Origin of the sequence: Arenimonas maotaiensis, from assembly GCF_014638745.1 — a bacterium.
Lineage (GTDB): Bacteria > Pseudomonadota > Gammaproteobacteria > Xanthomonadales > Xanthomonadaceae > Arenimonas > Arenimonas maotaiensis.
The window spans coordinates 1-18,539 of sequence record NZ_BMFO01000006.1 but is presented as its reverse complement, the minus strand read 5'-3'; the positions used below and the strand labels follow the sequence as shown (position 1 = coordinate 18,539).

Annotated in this window: 18 protein-coding genes and 1 pseudogene; 11 read left to right on the top strand and 8 right to left on the bottom strand. The window is 62.4% G+C overall.

Annotated features, from left to right (window positions below; all coding sequences use genetic code 11):
* Positions 1 to 41 precede the first annotated feature (41 nt).
* A complete protein-coding gene (bioD, locus tag IEV56_RS10215; RefSeq protein ID WP_425488580.1) occupies positions 42 to 674 on the top strand; it encodes a dethiobiotin synthase in 633 nt (210 codons plus the stop codon).
* Between the two features lies 1 nt (position 675).
* Here bioD and queD read toward each other — a convergent pair whose 3' ends face one another.
* The gene (queD, locus tag IEV56_RS10210; protein WP_188450266.1) at positions 676 to 1,032 is read right to left on the bottom strand and encodes a 6-carboxytetrahydropterin synthase QueD; all 357 of its coding nucleotides are present in this window, start codon (positions 1,030 to 1,032) and stop codon (positions 676 to 678) included.
* Between the two features lie 73 nt (positions 1,033 to 1,105).
* On the opposite strand from queD, the gene IEV56_RS10205 reads away from it, so the two are divergent.
* Positions 1,106 to 2,329, top strand: a complete 1,224-nt coding sequence (locus IEV56_RS10205) for a molybdopterin molybdotransferase MoeA (protein WP_188450265.1) — start codon at positions 1,106 to 1,108, stop codon at positions 2,327 to 2,329.
* Positions 2,316 to 2,849: a molybdenum cofactor guanylyltransferase gene (gene mobA, locus IEV56_RS10200; RefSeq protein WP_188450264.1), complete on the top strand. Its 534-nt coding sequence runs from the start codon at positions 2,316 to 2,318 to the stop codon at positions 2,847 to 2,849. The genes IEV56_RS10205 and mobA overlap by 14 nt, the downstream gene beginning before the upstream one ends.
* 28 nt (positions 2,850 to 2,877) lie before the next feature.
* On the opposite strand, the gene IEV56_RS10195 is transcribed toward mobA, so the two are convergent.
* A complete protein-coding gene (locus tag IEV56_RS10195; protein WP_188450263.1) occupies positions 2,878 to 3,249 on the bottom strand; it encodes a cell wall hydrolase in 372 nt (123 codons plus the stop codon).
* 306 nt (positions 3,250 to 3,555) lie between these two features.
* Between IEV56_RS10195 and IEV56_RS10190 the strand changes: the two genes are divergently transcribed.
* Positions 3,556 to 4,050 carry a DUF3016 domain-containing protein gene (locus IEV56_RS10190; protein WP_188450262.1) on the top strand — a complete coding sequence of 165 codons (495 nt, stop codon included), beginning with the start codon at positions 3,556 to 3,558 and terminating at the stop codon, positions 4,048 to 4,050.
* A gap of 160 nt (positions 4,051 to 4,210) precedes the next feature.
* On the opposite strand, the gene IEV56_RS10185 is transcribed toward IEV56_RS10190, so the two are convergent.
* The gene (locus IEV56_RS10185) at positions 4,211 to 5,587 is read right to left on the bottom strand and encodes a heavy metal sensor histidine kinase (RefSeq protein WP_188450261.1); all 1,377 of its coding nucleotides are present in this window, start codon (positions 5,585 to 5,587) and stop codon (positions 4,211 to 4,213) included.
* A 1-nt stretch (position 5,588) separates the two neighbouring features.
* The gene (locus IEV56_RS10180; protein ID WP_188450260.1) at positions 5,589 to 6,272 is read right to left on the bottom strand and encodes a heavy metal response regulator transcription factor; all 684 of its coding nucleotides are present in this window, start codon (positions 6,270 to 6,272) and stop codon (positions 5,589 to 5,591) included.
* Positions 6,273 to 6,510: 238 nt separating this feature from the next.
* On the opposite strand from IEV56_RS10180, the gene IEV56_RS10175 reads away from it, so the two are divergent.
* The 7 genes from IEV56_RS10175 to IEV56_RS10145 all read left to right on the top strand — a co-directional run bounded on the left by IEV56_RS10175 (position 6,511) and on the right by IEV56_RS10145 (position 16,113).
* Positions 6,511 to 7,668, top strand: a complete 1,158-nt coding sequence (locus tag IEV56_RS10175; protein ID WP_188450259.1) for a TolC family protein — start codon at positions 6,511 to 6,513, stop codon at positions 7,666 to 7,668.
* The gene (locus IEV56_RS10170) at positions 7,665 to 8,240 is read left to right on the top strand and encodes a hypothetical protein (RefSeq protein WP_188450258.1); all 576 of its coding nucleotides are present in this window, start codon (positions 7,665 to 7,667) and stop codon (positions 8,238 to 8,240) included. The genes IEV56_RS10175 and IEV56_RS10170 overlap by 4 nt, the downstream gene beginning before the upstream one ends.
* A complete protein-coding gene (locus IEV56_RS10165; RefSeq protein ID WP_188450257.1) occupies positions 8,240 to 9,382 on the top strand; it encodes an efflux RND transporter periplasmic adaptor subunit in 1,143 nt (380 codons plus the stop codon). Before IEV56_RS10170 ends, IEV56_RS10165 begins: the two co-directional genes overlap by 1 nt.
* Positions 9,383 to 9,456: 74 nt before the next feature.
* Positions 9,457 to 12,585, top strand: a complete 3,129-nt coding sequence (locus tag IEV56_RS10160; RefSeq protein ID WP_188450256.1) for an efflux RND transporter permease subunit — start codon at positions 9,457 to 9,459, stop codon at positions 12,583 to 12,585.
* A gap of 34 nt (positions 12,586 to 12,619) precedes the next feature.
* Entirely contained in the window at positions 12,620 to 13,093 is a 474-nt protein-coding gene (locus IEV56_RS10155) for a hypothetical protein (RefSeq protein ID WP_188450255.1), read from the top strand.
* Positions 13,071 to 13,625: a YybH family protein gene (locus tag IEV56_RS10150; protein ID WP_188450254.1), complete on the top strand. Its 555-nt coding sequence runs from the start codon at positions 13,071 to 13,073 to the stop codon at positions 13,623 to 13,625. The genes IEV56_RS10155 and IEV56_RS10150 overlap by 23 nt, the downstream gene beginning before the upstream one ends.
* Before the next feature lie 106 nt (positions 13,626 to 13,731).
* Complete coding sequence (locus tag IEV56_RS10145; RefSeq protein WP_188450253.1) at positions 13,732 to 16,113, top strand: heavy metal translocating P-type ATPase; 2,382 nt, start codon at positions 13,732 to 13,734, stop codon at positions 16,111 to 16,113.
* Positions 16,114 to 16,157: 44 nt separating this feature from the next.
* Here the strand turns inward: IEV56_RS10145 and IEV56_RS10705 are convergent, their stop codons facing one another.
* From IEV56_RS10705 to IEV56_RS10130, 4 genes and pseudogenes are all read right to left on the bottom strand, one after another.
* The gene (locus IEV56_RS10705; protein ID WP_425488579.1) at positions 16,158 to 16,355 is read right to left on the bottom strand and encodes an HGGxSTG domain-containing protein; all 198 of its coding nucleotides are present in this window, start codon (positions 16,353 to 16,355) and stop codon (positions 16,158 to 16,160) included.
* 1,330 nt (positions 16,356 to 17,685) lie between these two features.
* Positions 17,686 to 17,961 (bottom strand): hypothetical protein, encoded by a 276-nt coding sequence (locus IEV56_RS10140; protein WP_188450252.1) that lies wholly within the window; start codon positions 17,959 to 17,961, stop codon positions 17,686 to 17,688.
* The gene (locus IEV56_RS10135) at positions 17,961 to 18,188 is read right to left on the bottom strand and encodes a helix-turn-helix transcriptional regulator (protein WP_188450251.1); all 228 of its coding nucleotides are present in this window, start codon (positions 18,186 to 18,188) and stop codon (positions 17,961 to 17,963) included. The genes IEV56_RS10140 and IEV56_RS10135 overlap by 1 nt, the downstream gene beginning before the upstream one ends.
* A gap of 231 nt (positions 18,189 to 18,419) precedes the next feature.
* Positions 18,420 to 18,539 (bottom strand): annotated as a pseudogene (locus tag IEV56_RS10130) (IS3 family transposase); the annotation flags it as partial.

The following is an 18,539-nucleotide window of genomic DNA, read 5'->3' as shown; positions in this document are numbered from 1 at the left end:
CGGTATTTTAGGCCATTATGGAATCCATCGATGTGAAATCCCTGCCGTCGGGCGGCCTGTTCGTAACCGGCACCGACACCGAAATCGGCAAGACCCACAGCACCGCCGCGCTGCTGCGCGCCCTGCGTGCCGTCGGCCGGCGCGTGCAGGGCATGAAGCCGGTGGCCAGCGGCTGCGAGCTGGTCGACGGCGCCTGGTGCAACGAGGACGCGCTGGCGCTGATGACCGCCGCCGGTTCGACGGCTGCCTATGCCGACGTCAATCCGTACGCCTTGCCGACGCCGACCGCGCCGCAATTGGCCGCCGCCGAAACCGGTGCGGAAATCACCCTGCCGGCCATCACCGCCGCCTATCGGCGGCTGTCGGCCGATGCCGACACCGTGCTGGTCGAGGGCGTCGGCGGTTGGCTGGCGCCGTTGAGCGACACGCTCGATCAGGCCGATCTGGTGCGCGCGCTGGATGTTCCGGTCGTGCTGGTGGTCGGCTTGCGTTTGGGCTGCATCAACCACGCGCGCTTGACCGAACGCGCGGTGTTGGCCGATGGCTGCCGGCTGATCGGTTGGCTGGGCAATGCCGTGGCGCCCGGTTTCGACACCGATGGCCGTTATTTCGAGGCCCTGCGGCGATCGCTGCGCACGCCCTGTCTCGGGCGCTTGCCGCACGCGCCGGCGTGACTCACTCGCCGCGGTAGCGGCAGCCGGAGGTGCAGGTTTCCTGCACGTGCACTTCGCTGAGCGCCGGCAGGGCCGGTTTCAGCGCGTGCCAGATCCAGCGCGCCAGATTCTCGCTGGTCGGGTTGTCCAAGCCGGGCACATCGTTCAGGTAGTGGTGGTCGAGCCGCTCGTAAATCGGCTGGAAGGCGGCCTTGATGTCGCTGAAATCCATGATCCAGCCGCTCTGCGGGCAGGGCGTGCCTTCGACCGACAGCTCGACCAGGAACGAGTGCCCGTGCAGACGCGCGCATTTGTGGCCTTCCGGCACGTTCGGCAGCCGGTGGGCGGCTTCGATGTGGAATTTTTTGTAGATTTCCATGCGGCGGCTCCTCAAGATCACGGCGATAGCATAGCATTAGCGCACTGAACCCCCGCCTGCCATGGAGAACCGGGTGATTTCCTTTCGCGAGGCCCTTGCCGCCGTGCGCGCCCATGCGCCGATGTTGCCGGTCGAAACCGTCGCCGCCGCGCAGGCCCTCGGCCGCGTGCTGGCCGAGGACGTCGTCGCGCCGGAAGACCTGCCGGGTTTCGACAATGCCGCGATGGACGGTTTCGCGCTCGGCCCTGCGCATCTGGCCTTTCCGCCGGACACGCCGATTCCGGTATCGCGCCGGCAATTCGCCGGCGACGGCCACGGGGTGATGGATGGCGGTGCCTGCCAGATCATGACCGGTGCCCGCTTGCCGCTCGGTGCGGTGGCGGTCGTGCCGATCGAGCGCGTGCAGCTGGACGGCGCCTGGGATGCGCCCGGCGGCCTGCGTATCCGTCTTGCCGAAACGGTGGCGCCGGATGCCAACATCCGCCGCGCCGGGCAGGACGTACAGGCCGGTCAGGCGGTATTGGTCGCCGGTACGCGGCTGGCGCCGAAGCATCTGCTGTTGCTGGCGGCATTGGGCATCGGTGTAGTCGTCGTGCGCGCCGTGCCGAAGGCCGCCGTGCTGTGCACCGGTTCGGAACTGCTGGCCGAGCACGAAGCGCCGCGCGACGGCCACATCCGCAACGCCAACGGTCCGTATCTGTGCGCCGCGCTCGCGGCGATGGGCGCCGAGGTCGTGCTGTACCGGGCCGTGCCTGATGCCCTCGAGGCCTACACCGACGCAGTGCGCGCGGCCGAGGCCGCCGGCGCGCACGTGATCGTCAGTACCGGCGCGGTGTCGATGGGTGTGCACGATTTCGTGCCGGCCGCGCTGCAATCGATGCGGGCCGAGACCGTGTTCCACAAGCTGGCGATGCGCCCGGGCAAGCCGACCCTGTTCGCGCTACTGCCGTCCGGGGCGCTGCTGTTCGGTTTGCCGGGCAATCCGATGTCCAGCGCCTGCGGCCTGCGATTCTTCGTGCAGACCGCGCTGCGCGCGATGCAGGGCCGGCCGCCCGAGCGCCCGCGCCATGCCGTGCTCATGCAGGCGCTCGACAAGAAGCCGGACTGGACGCTGCTGCAACGCGCCGCGCTCGCCGATGACGACGGTGTGCTGCGCGTGCAGCTCTTGCCGGATCAGGAGTCGTTCCGGATCCAGCCGTTCGTGCAGGCCGATGTCTGGGCGCTGTTGCCGCCGGATGCCGCGCATCTGCCGACCGGTAGCGTGCTGGCGGTTTATCCGATCGATGGCGCCGACTGAACTGCTCGGCGTGGTGCTGGCCGGCGGCCGTTCGCGCCGCATGGGCCGCGACAAGGCCTTGCTCGCCTTCGGCGGCGGCACGTTGCTGCAGCACCAAGTGCGGCTGTTGGAGCCGCTTTGCGTGCGCGTGGTGGTCAGCGGCGCGTATGCCGGATTCGATTGCATCGCCGATGCCCGGTCGGATGCCGGTCCGCTCGCCGGTTTGCTCGCAGCGGGCACGGTGTGGCGGGGTGCGGTGCTGGTGTTGCCGGTGGATATGCCCTTGATGAGCGCCGAGGCGCTGGCGGAACTCGCGCAGGCGGCGCAGGCGGCGTATTTCGACGGCTATCCGTTGCCGGCCTTCTTCCCGGATGCCGTGGCGCTCGCAGCGGCGGCGGAGACGCTGTTGGCAGGCGACGACCGTTCGGTGCGTGCCTTGCATCGAAAGCTGGGCAGCCGTACTCTGCCTGTGCGCGATTCGGCGGTGCTGGCCAACGCGAATACGCCTGTCGACTGGCGGCGTCTGACGTCCCCGCCATGAAAAGAGCCCCGCGCTGCGGGGCTTTTTGTCAGTGGTTCAGTGCGTAAAAGATGTGGTTGCCGATGGTGAAGCGCGGTTTCAGCCGTTGCGACCATTTCGGCGCCACATAGGTGGCATGGAAGAACAGCACGTTGTCGCGTTTGGCGGCCATGGCCTTGCGTGCGGCGACCTTGGTTTCCCGGCTGACCGGGGCGTCCAGCACGGCGTCGTTGCCTTTGTACCAAGAGAACTGCTTGCGCTGCTTGACCACGGCGCACACGGATTTGGGGTATTGCGGCGCGGCGGCGCGGTTCAGCACCACATTGCCGACCATCAGCTTGCCGGCCAGGCTTTCGCCCTTGGCTTCATGGTGGATGGCGGCTTCAAGACAACGCACTTCAGCGGGGGGTAAATCGATCACGATTCGCTCCTTGGGCTTACATGGAATTTTTCATAAGGGGGGAGGCCGGCGACAGGCGGGCTGCGCGGGAATGGCCGGGTTTTCAGGGCACTATGGGCCAAGGGGCCGGTGCCTGGGGGTGAACGGCGGTTCTGGCCGTTGCGGGAGATGGCAGTATTCTGGCCGCGCCCGGCTGAACCGAAAATGAAGCAAGAGTATTGAAACTGAACGGATTTTCACCCAATCTGGAAATCCCGGCGTAGGATTCGGTTTGATGGAATCCGTCCGCGCGCACCCAGGAGATTGATCATGAACCACGCAGTCCGCATGTCCCGTATGCTTTTTTTGGCCGTCCTTGTCGCCGTTCCGGCCGCGCATGCCGGCGAGGCCGTGATGACTTGGCGCAATCCCGAGGCGTTCACCGACATCGACTCCGGCGATGCCGCACAGAAGAGCTTCAGCAAGGGCGTCGAAAAAGCCTTCAACGCCGAACTCGGCGAGTTGTCGGAGCAGTTGCCGAAGGGCTATCGGCTGGAAATCGACTTCACCGACATCGATTTGGCCGGCGAAGTGGATCCGGTCTATCTGCGCGATTACCGCGAAATCCGCATCCTGAAAGACGTGTACTTTCCGCAGCTGTCGTTCGATTACCGTGTGCTCGACGCCGCCGGCCGGCAGGTGGCGGGTCAGCAGGGCGTGACGGTGAAGGACATGAGCTACCTCAACGGTCCCAAACTCGCCAGCTCCGGTACGGCGTTCTACTACGAGCGCCGCATGTTGCGCGAGTGGTTCGGCAAGGCGCTGTTGCCGGTCGTGAAATGACAAAAAACCCGCCGGAAGGCGGGTTTTTCGTCTGGTGGCTATGGGTGCTATCAAACAAAGCTCTGAAACACTATAAATGTGCATACTCTTTGAATTTTAATCAAAATATGCCCCCAAATATGCCCCCATGTGCTCGCTGCTGCAGGGTTTGTCGTCACCACTAAGGGCGGCTTTTGTCCAGCATTGGAAAGGACATAAGGAACAGCGTTTTTCCATTGTCAGACTCAACGGTCACACTGCCGCCATGGCTCTCGACGATGGCTTTGGTGATGGATAGCCCGAGTCCGGAGCCATCCGCTTCGGCGTGTGCCCGGGACGGATCGGCGCGGAAAAACCGATCGAACAGACGGGGCAGAACCTTGGGGTCGACTCCCTGTCCGGTGTTTTCGACCACGATCTCCGTAGAATCCGGCGATGCCGTGACTTGGACCGAAACCCGTCCGCCATCGGGCGTGTGCCGCAAGGCGTTTGACATCAGATTGCTTACCGCGCGCCGGAACATCAGGCGGTCTCCGTCGATTTCGCCATCGCCTGATGCGACCAGCGCGATTCGTTTCTCCTCGGCCACCACGTCGTAGAAATCGAACAGTGCCAGCACCTCCGGCATGGCCCAGAACCGTTCTTTGCTGGGAAGTTCGACGCCGTGTTCGGTCTTTGCAAGGAACAGCATGTCAGACACCATCCGGGCAAGGCGCTGCAGCTCCTCGACGTTGGATGCCAGGACCTCGCGGTAGTCCGAAGTGTCGCGTTCGGCCGAAAGGGTAACCTGGGTCTGGGTTAGCAGGTTTGCGATCGGCGTCCGCAACTCATGCGCTAGGTCGGACGAGAAGTCCTGGAGTTTCCGGAAATCCCGCTGCAGTCGGTCGAGCATCCGATTGAGCTCATCGGCCAGATCGGCCATTTCGACCGGTACTGACTCGACCGGCATGCGCTCGTCCAGCCTTTGTCCGCTGACCGCGGCGGCGCGCGCCTTCATGGCGCGTAGCGGAGCAAGGCCCTGGTGCGCCGCCAAAAGGCCGAGCATTCCGCTGAGCAGGGTGGCGGCGACTGCGTACAGGGACAGACTATGCCGCAGCTCGGTGATGAACTGCACGTGGTGCGACGTATCCATGGCGAGCGTGATGTTCAGTTCGGCATCCGGCGCGTAGCCGGCGGCGGCCGTGAAGCGCATTACGCGCAACCTGCTATCGGGACGTTCAGCGTGGCCGTGGCCCGCCGCGTCTCTGATGCTGTTCCGGTCCGGAAACCCCTTGGAGCGGAACAGGGGAGCGCCGTCGGGCGTCAGAATCGACACGGTCAGTCCATGATGGTGGCCTAGCGCGTCTTCCAAGCGTCGGCGGGTTGCATCGACCGATCCTGCTGTGGACAGCAGATCTTCGATAAGGTGCTTCTTATCCTGCAGCGCAGCGTGGTCCAGCTCTGCGAAATGCCTATCGGCGGCCGTGATGAACAGCCAGCCGAGACCGAGCACCACCAGTACCGCCACGGCGGTGAAGAACAGGCCCAGACGGGCGGTCAGCGGAAGCCGTCCCGGCATCTCAGCGGGCTCCACTGTCTTCGAGCACGTAACCCATGCCTCGTACCGTCTGTATCAGCTTCAGGTCCTGCCCATCGTCGATTTTGCCGCGCAACCGGCGTATGGCCACTTCGATCACGTTGGTGTCGCTGTCGAAGTTCATGTCCCACACCTGCGAGGCGATCAGGGAGCGGGGAAGCACCTCGCCTTGGCGCCGCATCAGCAACTCCAGAAGGGCGAACTCTTTAGCGGTCAGGTCGATGCGCCTGCCCGCCCGCGACACGCGCCTGCGAAGGAGATCCAGCTCCAGATCTGCAACCCGCAAGGTAGTGGATTCCGGTCCTGTCCGCCCCCTGCGCAGGATGTTCCGGACGCGCGCCAGCAGTTCGGCGAACGAAAACGGCTTGACCAGATAGTCGTCGGCGCCGAGCTCGAGCCCCCTAATGCGATCTTCGACCTGGTCGCGTGCTGTCAAGAACAGCACCGGCATCCCGAGCCCACGGCTGCGTAGTGAATGCAGCACCTCCCAGCCGTCGATTTCCGGCAGCATAACGTCAAGCACCACCAGGTCGAACGCGCCGTTAAGAGCAAGATGCAGGCCATCAGCGCCATTGCGCGCCAAATCGGTCACGAAGCCGGCCTCGGTTAGGCCCTGCCGGAGGTATTCGCCGGTCTTGGGTTCGTCCTCGATGATGAGAATTTTCACTGACGACGCCTCGTTGTTTGACCTTGTAGGGATAGTTTGCCCGTTCCCGTAGGCTACCTCGCCAAGATAACAAAAATGTAATCCGCATGTCGGATAGCCGTCAGCCTGGCCCGGGCATAATTGCTAATACAATTCTTTATCCGTTTTGGAGTCCATTCATGCGTGCATCGGCAATCTCTGGAAGATCAGCGGCATGCGCGCTACGATAATCCGTGGCGCAGCGGCCATGGTTATGTTAATGGGCTGCCTGCCGGTCTGGGCGGGAACGACGCTCGGACAGGCCTTGGATAAGGCCTGGACGCGTGCCGTACAGGCCAGGGTCGCCGAATCCCGGATGGCCGGGGCCGAGGCCAGCCGCGAAGTGGCCGAGAGCTGGTTCGCCGCACCGCCGAGCCTTGGACTGAGCGAGACCAACGATCGCTTCGACAATGGCTTAGGCTCGCGCGAACGCGAGCTGGAATTGGCGTTGCCATTATGGCTCCCGGGCCAGCGTCGTGCCGGCTCGGAATTCGCCCGCAACGACCGCGTCCACGCCCAGGCCGGATTGGTCGCTGAGCGCTTGATCCTTGCCGGCCAGCTGCGCGACAGCGTCTGGGAGCTCGCCACCACCCAAGCCACGGCGGAGATCGCCCGCGAGCGGCTTCAAGCCGCAAGGCAGCTCGAAGCAGATGTTGCACGGCGTTATTCGGCGGGCGAGCTGGCACGGACCGACCTGCTGCTGAGCAGGGAGCAGGCCTTGCTCGCCGAGCAGGAGTTGCAAGACGCGCGATTGGCTGAACTGCGTGCGCTCGAAAGCCTTCGCCGTCTGACCGGCCTAGACGGCTTGCCGGCGGAGATTAAGGAGTCTGTGTCCACCGCAGAAGTGGACGATCATCCGCGTCTCGTGCTGGCCAGGGCCGCGGTGGAAATGGCCCGGGCGAGGTTGCAGGTGAGCATCGAAGACCGGCGTGATCCGCCCGAGCTGACCTTGGCCCTGATCCGCGCCCGCGAGGATTTCGTGGCGCCGAGCCGTGATTCGGTCAAGCTGGGTGTGCGCGTGCCCTTCGGCGCCGACGTCCGCAACGCGCCGAGGCTCGCCGAGGCGAATACACGCCTGATCCAGGCCGAGGCCGAGTTGCTTCAAGCGACGGTCGAGGTCGAGAGCGGGCGGAACGAGGCCTTCAGGGCGTTGGCAGGTGCCGAGGCGGCTCTTACGGCCGCCGTGACCCGCGCAGCTCTGGCAAGTGAGCGGCTGGCCTTGCAGGAGAAGGCGTTCTCGCTGGGCGAACTGGACCTCGCCGAATTCATCCGGATCAGGGCCTCGGCTTCTGAAGCGCGGCTTGATTTGGTGCGCGCCGAAAACGCCCTAAACGCAGCCCGCGCTCGACTCAACCAATCAAAGGGAATCCTGCCGTGACAGTCCAGAATTGCCGTGTGTTCGCCTTGTCTTTCCTGTTGGCGGCGGGACTTTCCCTCAGCGCGCCGGTTGGCGCCCATGCCGGCGAGGACCATGCCGAGGAGGTCTCGGCGCCTCTGCCGCTTGAGGCCTTCGCGCCGAGGGCTTACGCCCAAAGCGAGGATTTCGAGCTGGTCGTGGTCTTGGATGTCGGCCGCCAGCCTCTGCGTCTCCTGGCGACGCTTGACCGCTTCCTGACCAATGAGCCCGTGCAGGGCGCGACCCTGGAAATCGAGTTCAACGGCACTACACAAGCCGCCAAGGAAGTGAGTCCCGGAGTCTATGCGGTGGAGTCGCCGGTCTTGGCCGGATTACCGCCTGGATCGGAGCTGGCGCTGACGGTATCGGTCGAGACGACCGAAACCGGCGACCTGCTCTCCACGAGCCTTCGCATGCCGGCCACGACTTCTACGCAGGGCGCGCACGGAATTCATTGGTATGAATACGTATTGTGGGCCGCGGCGGTCGCGGCCGTTTTTGCGGCTCTGGCCTTTTTAGTGCGCCGGCGCCAGCAGATGAGGGGAACGCGATAATGAACAGGAAATATCAGGCGCTGGTCGTGCTACTGCTTATCGGCGCCGGTGCCGTGAAAGTCCTTGCGCACGGCGACGAGGATCATTCAGAGCCGACGCACGAGGCCACCGACAAGCCGGTTTCCGCCGCCATCGGGATCGGGCAAGAGGCGCCGCGGCGCCTGGCCGACGGCAGTCTGTTCGTGCCCAAGTCTGTCCAACGACGGCTTGGCATCCGCACCGTGCCGGCGGAAAACGCCCTGTTAGCGGCCGGCGAAGAGCTGAACGGCACGGTCGTGGCCGATCCGGAAACCGGCGGGCGCGTGCAGGCGCCGTTCGCCGGAAGCATCCATCCGGGTCCGAAAGGCATGCCGGTCGGTGGCCGCCGCGTGGTCAAGGGCGAGATACTGGCCTATATCAGACCGGTGGCCAGCGCCATCGAATTGGGCAACCAGCGGTCGCAGATCGCGGAATTGGATGCGCAGTTGGCCATTGCCGAGCGCAGGGTCGAACGCTATCTACAGCTCGCCGGTTCGGTGCCGCAAAAGGAGATCGACGCCGCCCGGATCGAGCGCGATGCCTTACGCCGCCGCCGCGGCGTCATCGCCGCCAGCGTGGACGGCGCGTTGCCCTTGCGCGCGCCTGCTGCCGGCGTGCTAAGCACGGCAAGGCTTCTCGCGGCCGGACATATTGTCGACGGGCGAGAGGTGCTTTTCGACATCATCGATCCGGCCCGCCTCGCTGTCGAGGCCCTGTCCTATGACCCCTCCATGGCGGACGCCATCCGCTCCGCCACCGCACAGGCAGGGGGCGGCACATTGACCTTGCGTTTCATCGGTGGCGGTCTGCAGCTCCGCGACCAGGCGTTGCCGTTGCTGTTCCGTATCACCCGATCCGACGCTGCGTTGGCCGTCGGCCAACCGGTTAAGGTCGTAGTGCGCACCCAGCGCGGAATCCGAGGCGCGGCCGTGCCCTTGCGCGCATTCACCCGCCTGTCCAGCGGGGAAACCGCCGTGTGGGTGCATGCTGAACCTGAGCGCTTCGTCGCCCGCAGCGTGCGAATCCGGCCTTTGGACGCCGCAAACGCCGCCGTGGTCGATGGCTTGCATGACGGCGACCGCGTTGTCACCGACGGCTCCAGTCTGCTTTCCCAGGTGCGCTGAGATGGAAATCCCGCAAGGCAACCCGCGCATGCCATCGCCCCTCGCACCGCCCGCCTGCGCGCGGAGCATCGATTATGTTTGATTACTTCATCCAAGCCAGCCTGAGGCAGCGTCTGCTGGTGCTTGGGGTGTCGCTGCTGCTGATGGTCTATGGTGCCTTCACCCTGCGCGGCATGCCGGTCGACGTGTTTCCCGACCTAAACAAGCCGACCGTGACCCTGTTGACCGAGGCCGGTGGCATGGCGCCGGAGGAAGTCGAGCAGCTGGTCACGTTCCCGATCGAGTCGGGCATGAACGGGATGCCCGGAGTCAGCCGCGTGCGTTCGGTATCGGGCGTCGGCCTGTCGATTGTCTACATCGAATTCGACTGGGGTTCGGACGTCTACCGCAACCGTCAGCAAGTCGCCGAACGCTTGAACTTGGTGCAGGACCAGCTGCCGTCCGGCGTGGTTCCCCAAATGGGGCCGATATCCTCAATCATGGGCGAGATTTTGCTCATTGCTTTGCCGGTGGACGACCGCTCGGGCGATACGGCCGACGCTGCCGCGACGGGCCCGATGGCGGCGCGCGAGTACGCCGATTGGGTGATGCGGCCTCGGTTGCTGACCATCCCCGGTGTGGCGCAAGTGATTCCGATTGGCGGCGAAGTCCGCCAATATCGCGTCGAGCCGGATCCTTCCCGGATGCAGGACCTGGGCGTCGACCGCGACACTGTGCTCGATGCATTACGGGATTTCGGAGCCAATACCAGCGGCGGATTCCTCGAAGCGCAGGGTCGCGAATTTGTGATCCGCGCGGTCGGGCGCACAAGCCGCATCGAGGATCTTCGCGACCTGGTGGTCAGCGCGGCCGACGGCCGGACGGTGCTGCTGAGGCAGGTCGCGGAGGTCAAGGTGGTGCCGGCGGTCAAGCGCGGCGACGGCAGCTATCTGGGCAAGTCGGCGGTCATCCTGTCGGTCCAGAAGCAGCCAGCGGCCGACAGCGTCGCGCTCACCCGCGAGGTTGAGAAGGCCGTCGCCGAACTGGCCAAGTCCCGGCCGGCGGGAATCGCGGAGCCGGCCTTCCTGTTCAAGCAGGCTGACTTCATCGAAAGATCGGTATCCAACGTCGAGGAGGCGCTGCGCGACGGCGCGATCATGGTCGCCGTCGTGCTGTTCCTGTTCCTGGTCAATTTCCGGACCACCGCCATTTCGCTGATCGCCATTCCGGTCTCGATTCTGGCTGCGGGGCTGGCGTTCCACTTCCTCGGCCTGTCGATTAACACCATGACGCTGGGCGGCTTGGCCATAGCCATTGGCGAGCTCGTGGACGACGCGGTGGTCGATGTTGAGAACGTGCTGCGCAGGCTCAAGGAGAACCGTCTGAGGTCGTCGCCACTCCCGGCCTTGACAGTGATCGCGGCCGCGTCGCGCGAGGTGCGCACCGGCGTGGTCTACGCGACGATGATCGTCGTCCTGGTTTTCGTTCCGCTTTTTGCGTTACCGGGTATCGAGGGCAGGCTGTTCACTCCGCTGGGCATCGCTTATGTCGTGTCGATCCTGGCGAGCATGTTCGTCGCAGTCACCCTGACTCCGGTACTTTGCTATTACCTGCTGCCCCGTATGCAGCGGCTGCATGCCGGCGACAGCCGCCTGGTGGTCCTGCTCAAGCGCTGGCAGGCATATGTTCTGGAATGGTCCTTCCCGCGCGCCCGCCTCCTGCTCGGCGCCGCATTGGCCGCGGTTCTGCTGGTTGCGGCAAGCGTCCCGCTATTTCCGCGATCGTTCATGCCGCCGTTCAACGAGGGTACGCTCACGGTCAATGTCGTGCTCAATCCGGGCACGTCGCTTTCGGAATCAAACCGGATCGGAACCTTGGCCGAAGAGCTGGTGATGGAGGTTCCCGAGGTCACGCAGGTGGGGCGTCGCACAGGCCGCGCCGAGCTGGATGAACATGCCGAAGGGGTGCATTACACTGAGATGGATGTCGACCTCAAAGCCTCGGACCGGAGTCGTGACGAGGTCATCTCCGACATCCGCGACCGGCTCAAGCAGCTGCCGGCCACGTCAAGCGTCGGGCAACCGATTTCGCACCGCCTCGACCATCTACTCTCCGGCGTGCGCGCGCAAATCGCCTTGAAGGTCTATGGCGACGACTTGGATACGCTGCGTACGGTCGCCAATGACCTGCGGGATCGCCTGGCCAACATCCCCGGCATCACCGACCTGCAGATCGAGAAGCAGGTACTCATCCCGCAGGTTAAGATCCGTCTCGATTATGCAGAGGCGGCGCGTTACGGCGTATCGCCCGGAGCGCTGCTGCGCAGCTTGGAGCAGATGATCGAGGGCGAGAAAATCACCCAAGTCATCGAGGGCAGCCGCCGATTCGACCTACTGGTCCGGTTGCCCGACGGCGCGCGTGGACCGCAGGCTTTGGCGGACCTGCTGGTCGAGACGCCGAACGGGTCCGTGCCACTGTCCAAGATCGCCGTGGTGGAGGAGGGCGATGGCCCCAACCAGGTTTCCCGGGAGAACTCCCGCCGGCGCATCGTGGTGTCGGCGAACACTGACGGGCGCGACATGTCGCAGGTGGTCGCCGACATTCGTGCCGTACTAGCGGCCAAGCCCCTGCCACAAGGATACTTCACGGCGCTGGAAGGTCAGTTCCAGGCCCAGGAGAAGGCCGCCCGCCTCATCGGGCTGCTGGCGCTCGCGTCCCTCGCCATGATCTTCATGGTGCTGTACAGCCGCTACCGCTCGACCAGGCTTTCGCTCATCATCATGGGCAATATCCCGTTGGCGCTGATTGGCAGCGTAGTCGCGCTCTGGGTGTCCGGGCAGCCGTTGTCCGTGGCTGCGCTGGTGGGTTTCATCACACTTACCGGCATCGCGACCCGCAACGGCATCCTCAAGATCAGCCACTACATCAACCTGTGCGCCTTCGAGGGCGAGTCCTTCGGGCGCCAGATGATCATGCGCGGATCCCTCGAGCGTCTGACCCCGGTGCTGATGACGGCGTTGGTGGCAGCTTTCGCGCTGTTACCCCTGCTTCTTTCCGCGGATGCGCCCGGCAAGGAAGTGCTGCACCCGGTAGCCGTGGTCATCTTCGGCGGTCTGGTGAGCTCGACGCTGCTCGATACCGTGCTCACGCCGCTGATGTTCTGGCTCTGGGGCGAAAAGCCCCTCCAGCGCCTCCTTGCCGAAAAAGGCGAGGAAAATTTCTGATCCGATGAACTCGTCCAACCACCAGGAGTCCGTTATGAAGCCCACCCCCGCATTGGCCGCGATCGCCGCCCTCTCCTTGTTGTTCGCCGGCGGCATGGCCGCCGCCCACGACGACAAGTTCCTGGATACGCAGAAAGCGCCCCATGGCGGCCAGCTGCGCATGGCCGGAGCCTACCATCTGGAGCTGGTCGTCGCCGGCAATAGTCCGCAGGCCAAGGACAATCCAGTGACTGTCTACGTCACCGACCACGCCGGGACCGCCGTTCCCGTCGCCGGCGCCAAGGGCACGGTGACGATACTCGCAGGGAAGACCAAGACCGCCATCACGCTGTCGCCGGCCGGCGGCAACGCGCTCAAAGGCTCAGGCCGCTATGCGTCCGTTTCCGACATGAAGGCTGTTGTCGCGTTGACTCTGCTCGGCAAAGCCCCCGTGCAGGCGCGATTCACTCCGCTGAACAAGGCCAAAGCCGTCGTGGATGACGGACATGAAGGGCATTCCGGCCATTGAGGCCACAGCCGTTCATTCCAACCACCATACACAGGAGATTGCCCTCATGCCACGTATCGCGTTCCTCGTCATTTCGTTGATTATCGCAAGCGCCCGGGTATCTGCACATGACGGTCCACGTCCAGCCGCCGATACCGACCTGCATATTGCCCCCGATGCGGTTGCGGCCGTCCAGGTGCTCGAACGCTTTTCAACGGCACTGGCCGAGGGCGATGTCGCATCCGCCGCGGAGTTTCTTGCGCCGGATGTCCTGATTCTGGAGAGCGGCGGCGCCGAACACAGCCGGCAGGAGTATCTTTCAGGACATGCCCGGCATGACGCAGAATTCCTCAAATCGGCAGGTGTCACCTTGAAATGGCGCAAGGCATCGGCATCAGGGGGATTGGTCTGGGTCGGAAGCGAGAGCGAAATCCGCACCGAGCGGAATGGCAAGCCGTTGCTCATCCACTCCACGGAATCGGCGATCCTCAGCAACACCGCTGACGGATGGCGTATCGTGCATCTGCACTGGTCTTCAAAGTCGGACCGCTGATATGGGCGGCTGCGTAATCTTTGCGCCTTGAAGTGGATGGCCCCTGGCGCCGGCGCTATACTCAAGCCGTCCGCTATCACGACGATCCGAACACGCTGGAGCAGATATGGCGATCGAACGACACACTTCGCGGGATGACGTAATCAGCGACGGATCGCTCGATCCGGTATGCGGTATGTCCGTTTCTCCGGACTCACCACATAGTCTCCAGTACGGCGGCCAGACGTTCCGTTTCTGCAGCGGCAAATGCCTGTCCAAGTTCGCGGCTGAGCCTGCGCGATACGGTGCTCTTGCAGCCGGGACGGGGGACGGGCATCCAGCACACAGGCACCACCAGTCTTCGCCGCGCCAGGATTCCTCGTCCGCTGCGGCGGTATCGGAGGCGGTGCCAGATGGAGCGGTCTATACCTGTCCTATGCACCCTGAAGTCCGCCAGGCCGGTCCCGGCATCTGCCCCAAGTGCGGCATGACGCTGGAACCGGTCATCCCGGAGTTGGGAGACGACGCCGATCCGGAGTACCTCGATTTCCGGCGGCGTTTTTGGTGGACCTTGCCCTTGACAGTTTCGGTGACGGTCCTCGCCATGTCAGGCCACCGGCTTGCCTGGTTCGACATGGCGGTGCAGAGCTGGATCGAACTGCTGCTGTCCGTGCCCATCGTGCTATGGGCCGGTTGGCCGTTCTTCGTGCGCGCCTGGCGGTCTGTGGCCGGCCGGAGCCCCAACATGTGGACGCTGATCGCTTTGGGTACCGGGTCTGCATTCGCCTACAGCGTCGCCGCCACCGTCGCGCCGCAGGTCTTCCCCGATGCGTTCCGCTCGATGGGGCGGGTGTCGGTCTACTACGAGGCGACCGCGGTCATCATCTCCCTGACCCTGCTCGGTCAGCTATTGGAACTCAAGGCCCGCTCGCAGACCTCGGCGGCCATCAAGTCCCTGCTTGGTCTGGCGCCGAAGACGGCGCGACGCATCCGTGGGGACGGCACCGAAGAGGATGTGCCCCTGACCCATGTGCACGTCGGCGATCTGCTGCGCGTGAGGCCCGGAGAGAAGGTGCCCGTGGACGGGGTGGTCACCGAGGGGGGTAGCGCGGTGGACGAGTCGATGCTGACCGGCGAGCCGTTGCCGGTCAGCAAGCGGGTCGGCGACCGGGTGATTGGCGCGACGCTCAACACGCATGGCGCGATGGTCATGCGCTCCGAGCGCGTCGGTTCCGCCACCATGCTGTCCCAGATCGTGCAGATGGTGGCGCAGGCGCAGCGCTCGAAGGCGCCGATGCAGCGTATGGCTGATTGGGTTGCAGGTTATTTCGTGCTGGCGGTCGTCTTCGTCGCCCTGGCGACGTTCTTTGGATGGGGGCTTTTCGGTCCCGAGCCCCGTTGGGTGTATGGCCTGATCAATGCCGTCGCCGTCCTCATCATCGCGTGCCCTTGCGCGCTGGGTCTCGCCACGCCGATGTCGATCATGGTCGCCACAGGCCGCGGCGCGGGTCAGGGCGTGCTGTTCCGCGACGCCGCCGCGATCGAGAACCTCCGGAAGGTCGGCACGCTGATCATCGACAAGACGGGGACCTTGACCGAGGGCCGGCCCGCGTTCGACCGCGTCGTGGCCGCGCCCGGCCGTGACGCCGACGAGGTCCTGCGCCTTGCCGCCAGTTTGGACCAGGGCAGCGAGCATCCGCTGGCCGATGCCATCGTGCGCGCGGCGCGGGAACGCGGCCTGGTGCTCGATACGCCGGACGATTTCGAATCGGCCTCCGGAATAGGCGTCCTGGGTTCGGTCGCCGGGCGCCGCCTGGCATTGGGAAACGGCGCTCTGATGCAGCAACTCGGGATTCCGCTGGATCCGCTGGCAGAGCATGCCGAGGCTCTGCGTGCTGAAGGCGCCAGCGTCATGCATCTGGCGGTCGACAACCAGCTGTTCGGCCTCCTGGCGGTTTCCGACCCCATCAAGCCGAGTACCTCCGAGGCGTTGGCAGCGCTCAGGGCGGAGGGCATCCGCATCGTCATGGCCACAGGCGACGGCTTGACTACGGCGCGCTCGGTTGGCGCCAGGCTGGGAATCGACGAAGTTTACGGGGAGGTGAAACCGGCCGACAAGCTCGATCTGGTGCGGTCGCTGCAGGAGCGGGGCGAAGTGGTCGCCATGGCCGGGGACGGCATCAATGACGCGCCGGCGTTGGCCAAGGCGGATGTCGGCATCGCCATGGGCACCGGCACCGATGTGGCGATGAACAGCGCGCAGGTCACTTTAGTCAAGGGTGATCTCCGCGGTATCGCCGTGGCAAGAGCATTGTCCGAACAGACGGTACGGAACATGAAACAGAACCTGGCGTTCGCGTTCCTTTACAACGCACTGGGCATCCCGGTCGCAGCTGGTGTGCTGTTTCCCTTCACTGGTTGGTTGCTGTCGCCTCTGATCGCCGCTTTGGCCATGAGTTTCAGTTCGGCGTCTGTAATTGCTAATGCACTTCGGCTCAGCCGCCGCTGAAAAATACAAGTTTTTCTATCTATATCGAAGCAAGAATCGATGTATTAATCATTCGATTCTTGCTTCCCTCGATTCTGTTTCAAATTTGCAAGCGATTTTGCTTTGCCTTCAGTGCTTTTTGGGCCAGTACTCATTCCCCCGTGCCATTTACAGCGTACATTCCCTGGGCAAGGCCGAGATTGACAGGGGGCTCCTGATTTCGTTTTAGCATGGCATAGACGATCTAATCCTTGACTAGACATTACCGAAGTCATACGCGCGCGCGTGGATGCGTCTATAAATTCCGGAATATCAACCGAAGTCATTGGCACTGAAGGCAAGTATGCAGATAGGCCAGAAAATTTGGCCCACTCCTCAATGACTGCGTCTAGGATTCCGCTGTAATTGTTACAAGGCGCATACAGGCTTCGTTTGGCGCCTAAAACCAACTGAGAGAAGCTGTTTGGATAGTAATCAATCCGTATTTTCTTTTTACGCCGTGAGCTCTGGGTTTCATGCCCATGACTAGTAGCCAATTTGAAACCCCCATAGATAATTCAATTCAGTGGAAGACGATTACGGTTCAGCTTGATGGTGTTCCACCACCTAGTCTTGACTTCATTAGGATTTCCGGAGTTGACTGGTCTTCAGTTGTTCTTTGACCCGATATTCCGGCACTGTGTATGGTAAATCTATTAATAACTACACCGCTAGCGTATCAACCCAATTCGGCAATGACCCTTGACTGATACGCCAGCGGTTATAGTCTCTCTATTTTAATCCCGCCCGCGTAGTAACTTTTTCTGACTAGCACCGCCAGCGGATAAGGTTGATGCGGTGGCGGGGGTAGATTTTTTTCGTGATGGCTTTTGGTATGAAGGTTTCGGGTTAAGCCATTCATTGCTTGGCTTTAGGGTTGGGCCTGCATCAAGCGGCGCTCTGTTTTCAATCTTATGGATCCTGCGCCATGTAAGTGCGTAGTAGCTTGGCCTGTTTCTCCCGCCCTGCTGTGTTTTCTCGATAAGCCCATAGTGCTCGCACTCAGCAACAGCCTCCCAAATAGTTGATGCAGAACTCCATCCTTGCTTCAAAAGAACTGACGGCGTAACGCATAGATATCCGTTGTTGAACCCTGAGAATTGCCTTCCAAGAGTAAGTAAGAGCTTGCAGCCTTTGGGCGATAGTCGGGCTAGGTTCTCATGACGCAAGCAATCCAGAGGAATGATAAATGCTTGGCCGCCATAAATTTCTGACCATCCATTGTCCTTAGGTGTCTTTTTCCTTGTCATTTACACAATCTCCTTTCGCTTGATCAGCTGTACTTTTCGCCCCTGCTTCTCGGCCCGCCTTAAGCTGTATTTCAGTGCACCCTTACGACACAAGAGGGCATCTCTGACCTCAGCCACCTTTCCAGCAATTTCCCCCGTAAGGGCATGGCTTAGAATCGCCTCTGAACCGGGTTTCATCGACTCTCTGAGCCATTTACATACGGGCTCACCAGGAAGGTGCTTTATAGAGGGCCAGCTTGTATCGAAAGGACATACAGGCGCGCTACACGAGTTATATTTCTGACAAATGCGTGGAGTTATGTTCTCAAGCGTTTTCATGAGAAGTGCTCTCCACAGCATCATTGCCGTCATAATCATGACCTTCGAGAATCACCCTCTCAACAGCATCAAGGCAATCCGCCAATTCAGTGCAAGCCAATGTGGCTAGATGGCTTTCTTCTGGATCGATATCCAAGCCTATCGTTTCGACAAATGTCCTTAGTATGTTGATGGTATTCAGCGCCTGGTAGGTGTTGATTTCAATCAGAACAGCAGAAAGCCCAGATAAAAAACCCATATCGACAAGATGAACAGTAGCCATCAGTTATTCCCTCCAGCACTTGCTGATTCAATCAGCGCGCGGATGTCTTCGGCACGCCAGGCAGTAATGCGTTGCCCTAGAGATCGGCACGGCTGTGGATAGCGGCCTTCTTTGACTCCCTTCCACCATGTGCTGGCGCTTACAGGAAAGAATCCCTGTTCACCTTTTTGCTTATTTCCAATGATTTGCCGCAAACGCAAGAACCCGCTTTCCGGGATTTTGTTCATTCATCGATTCCTTATTTGATTACCAATCCGACTGGATGTTTTGGCTGGGCATAAAAAATCCCGCCTTTGAGGGGCGGGATACGGATTCCAGTAAGCCGAAGCCAACTAGTGGCGTTGGGGGCTTATTCGAAGCAATGCTCGGCGGTCCATCTTTGGAAGTGAGCGACTTTTTTGCTTCTAACTACGAGTATCTGATGGAATTTGAAATGGTGTCGCTATTTGCCGTGGGTTCTACCCCGTTTCCGCGGACAGTTGAGTTAAGACACTGAACTTCCGATCCTGAGCATCCAGCCTACGCTGCATCCAAGGATTGTGGAAGCGCTCGATATAGTCAAATACGTCCGAGCGGGC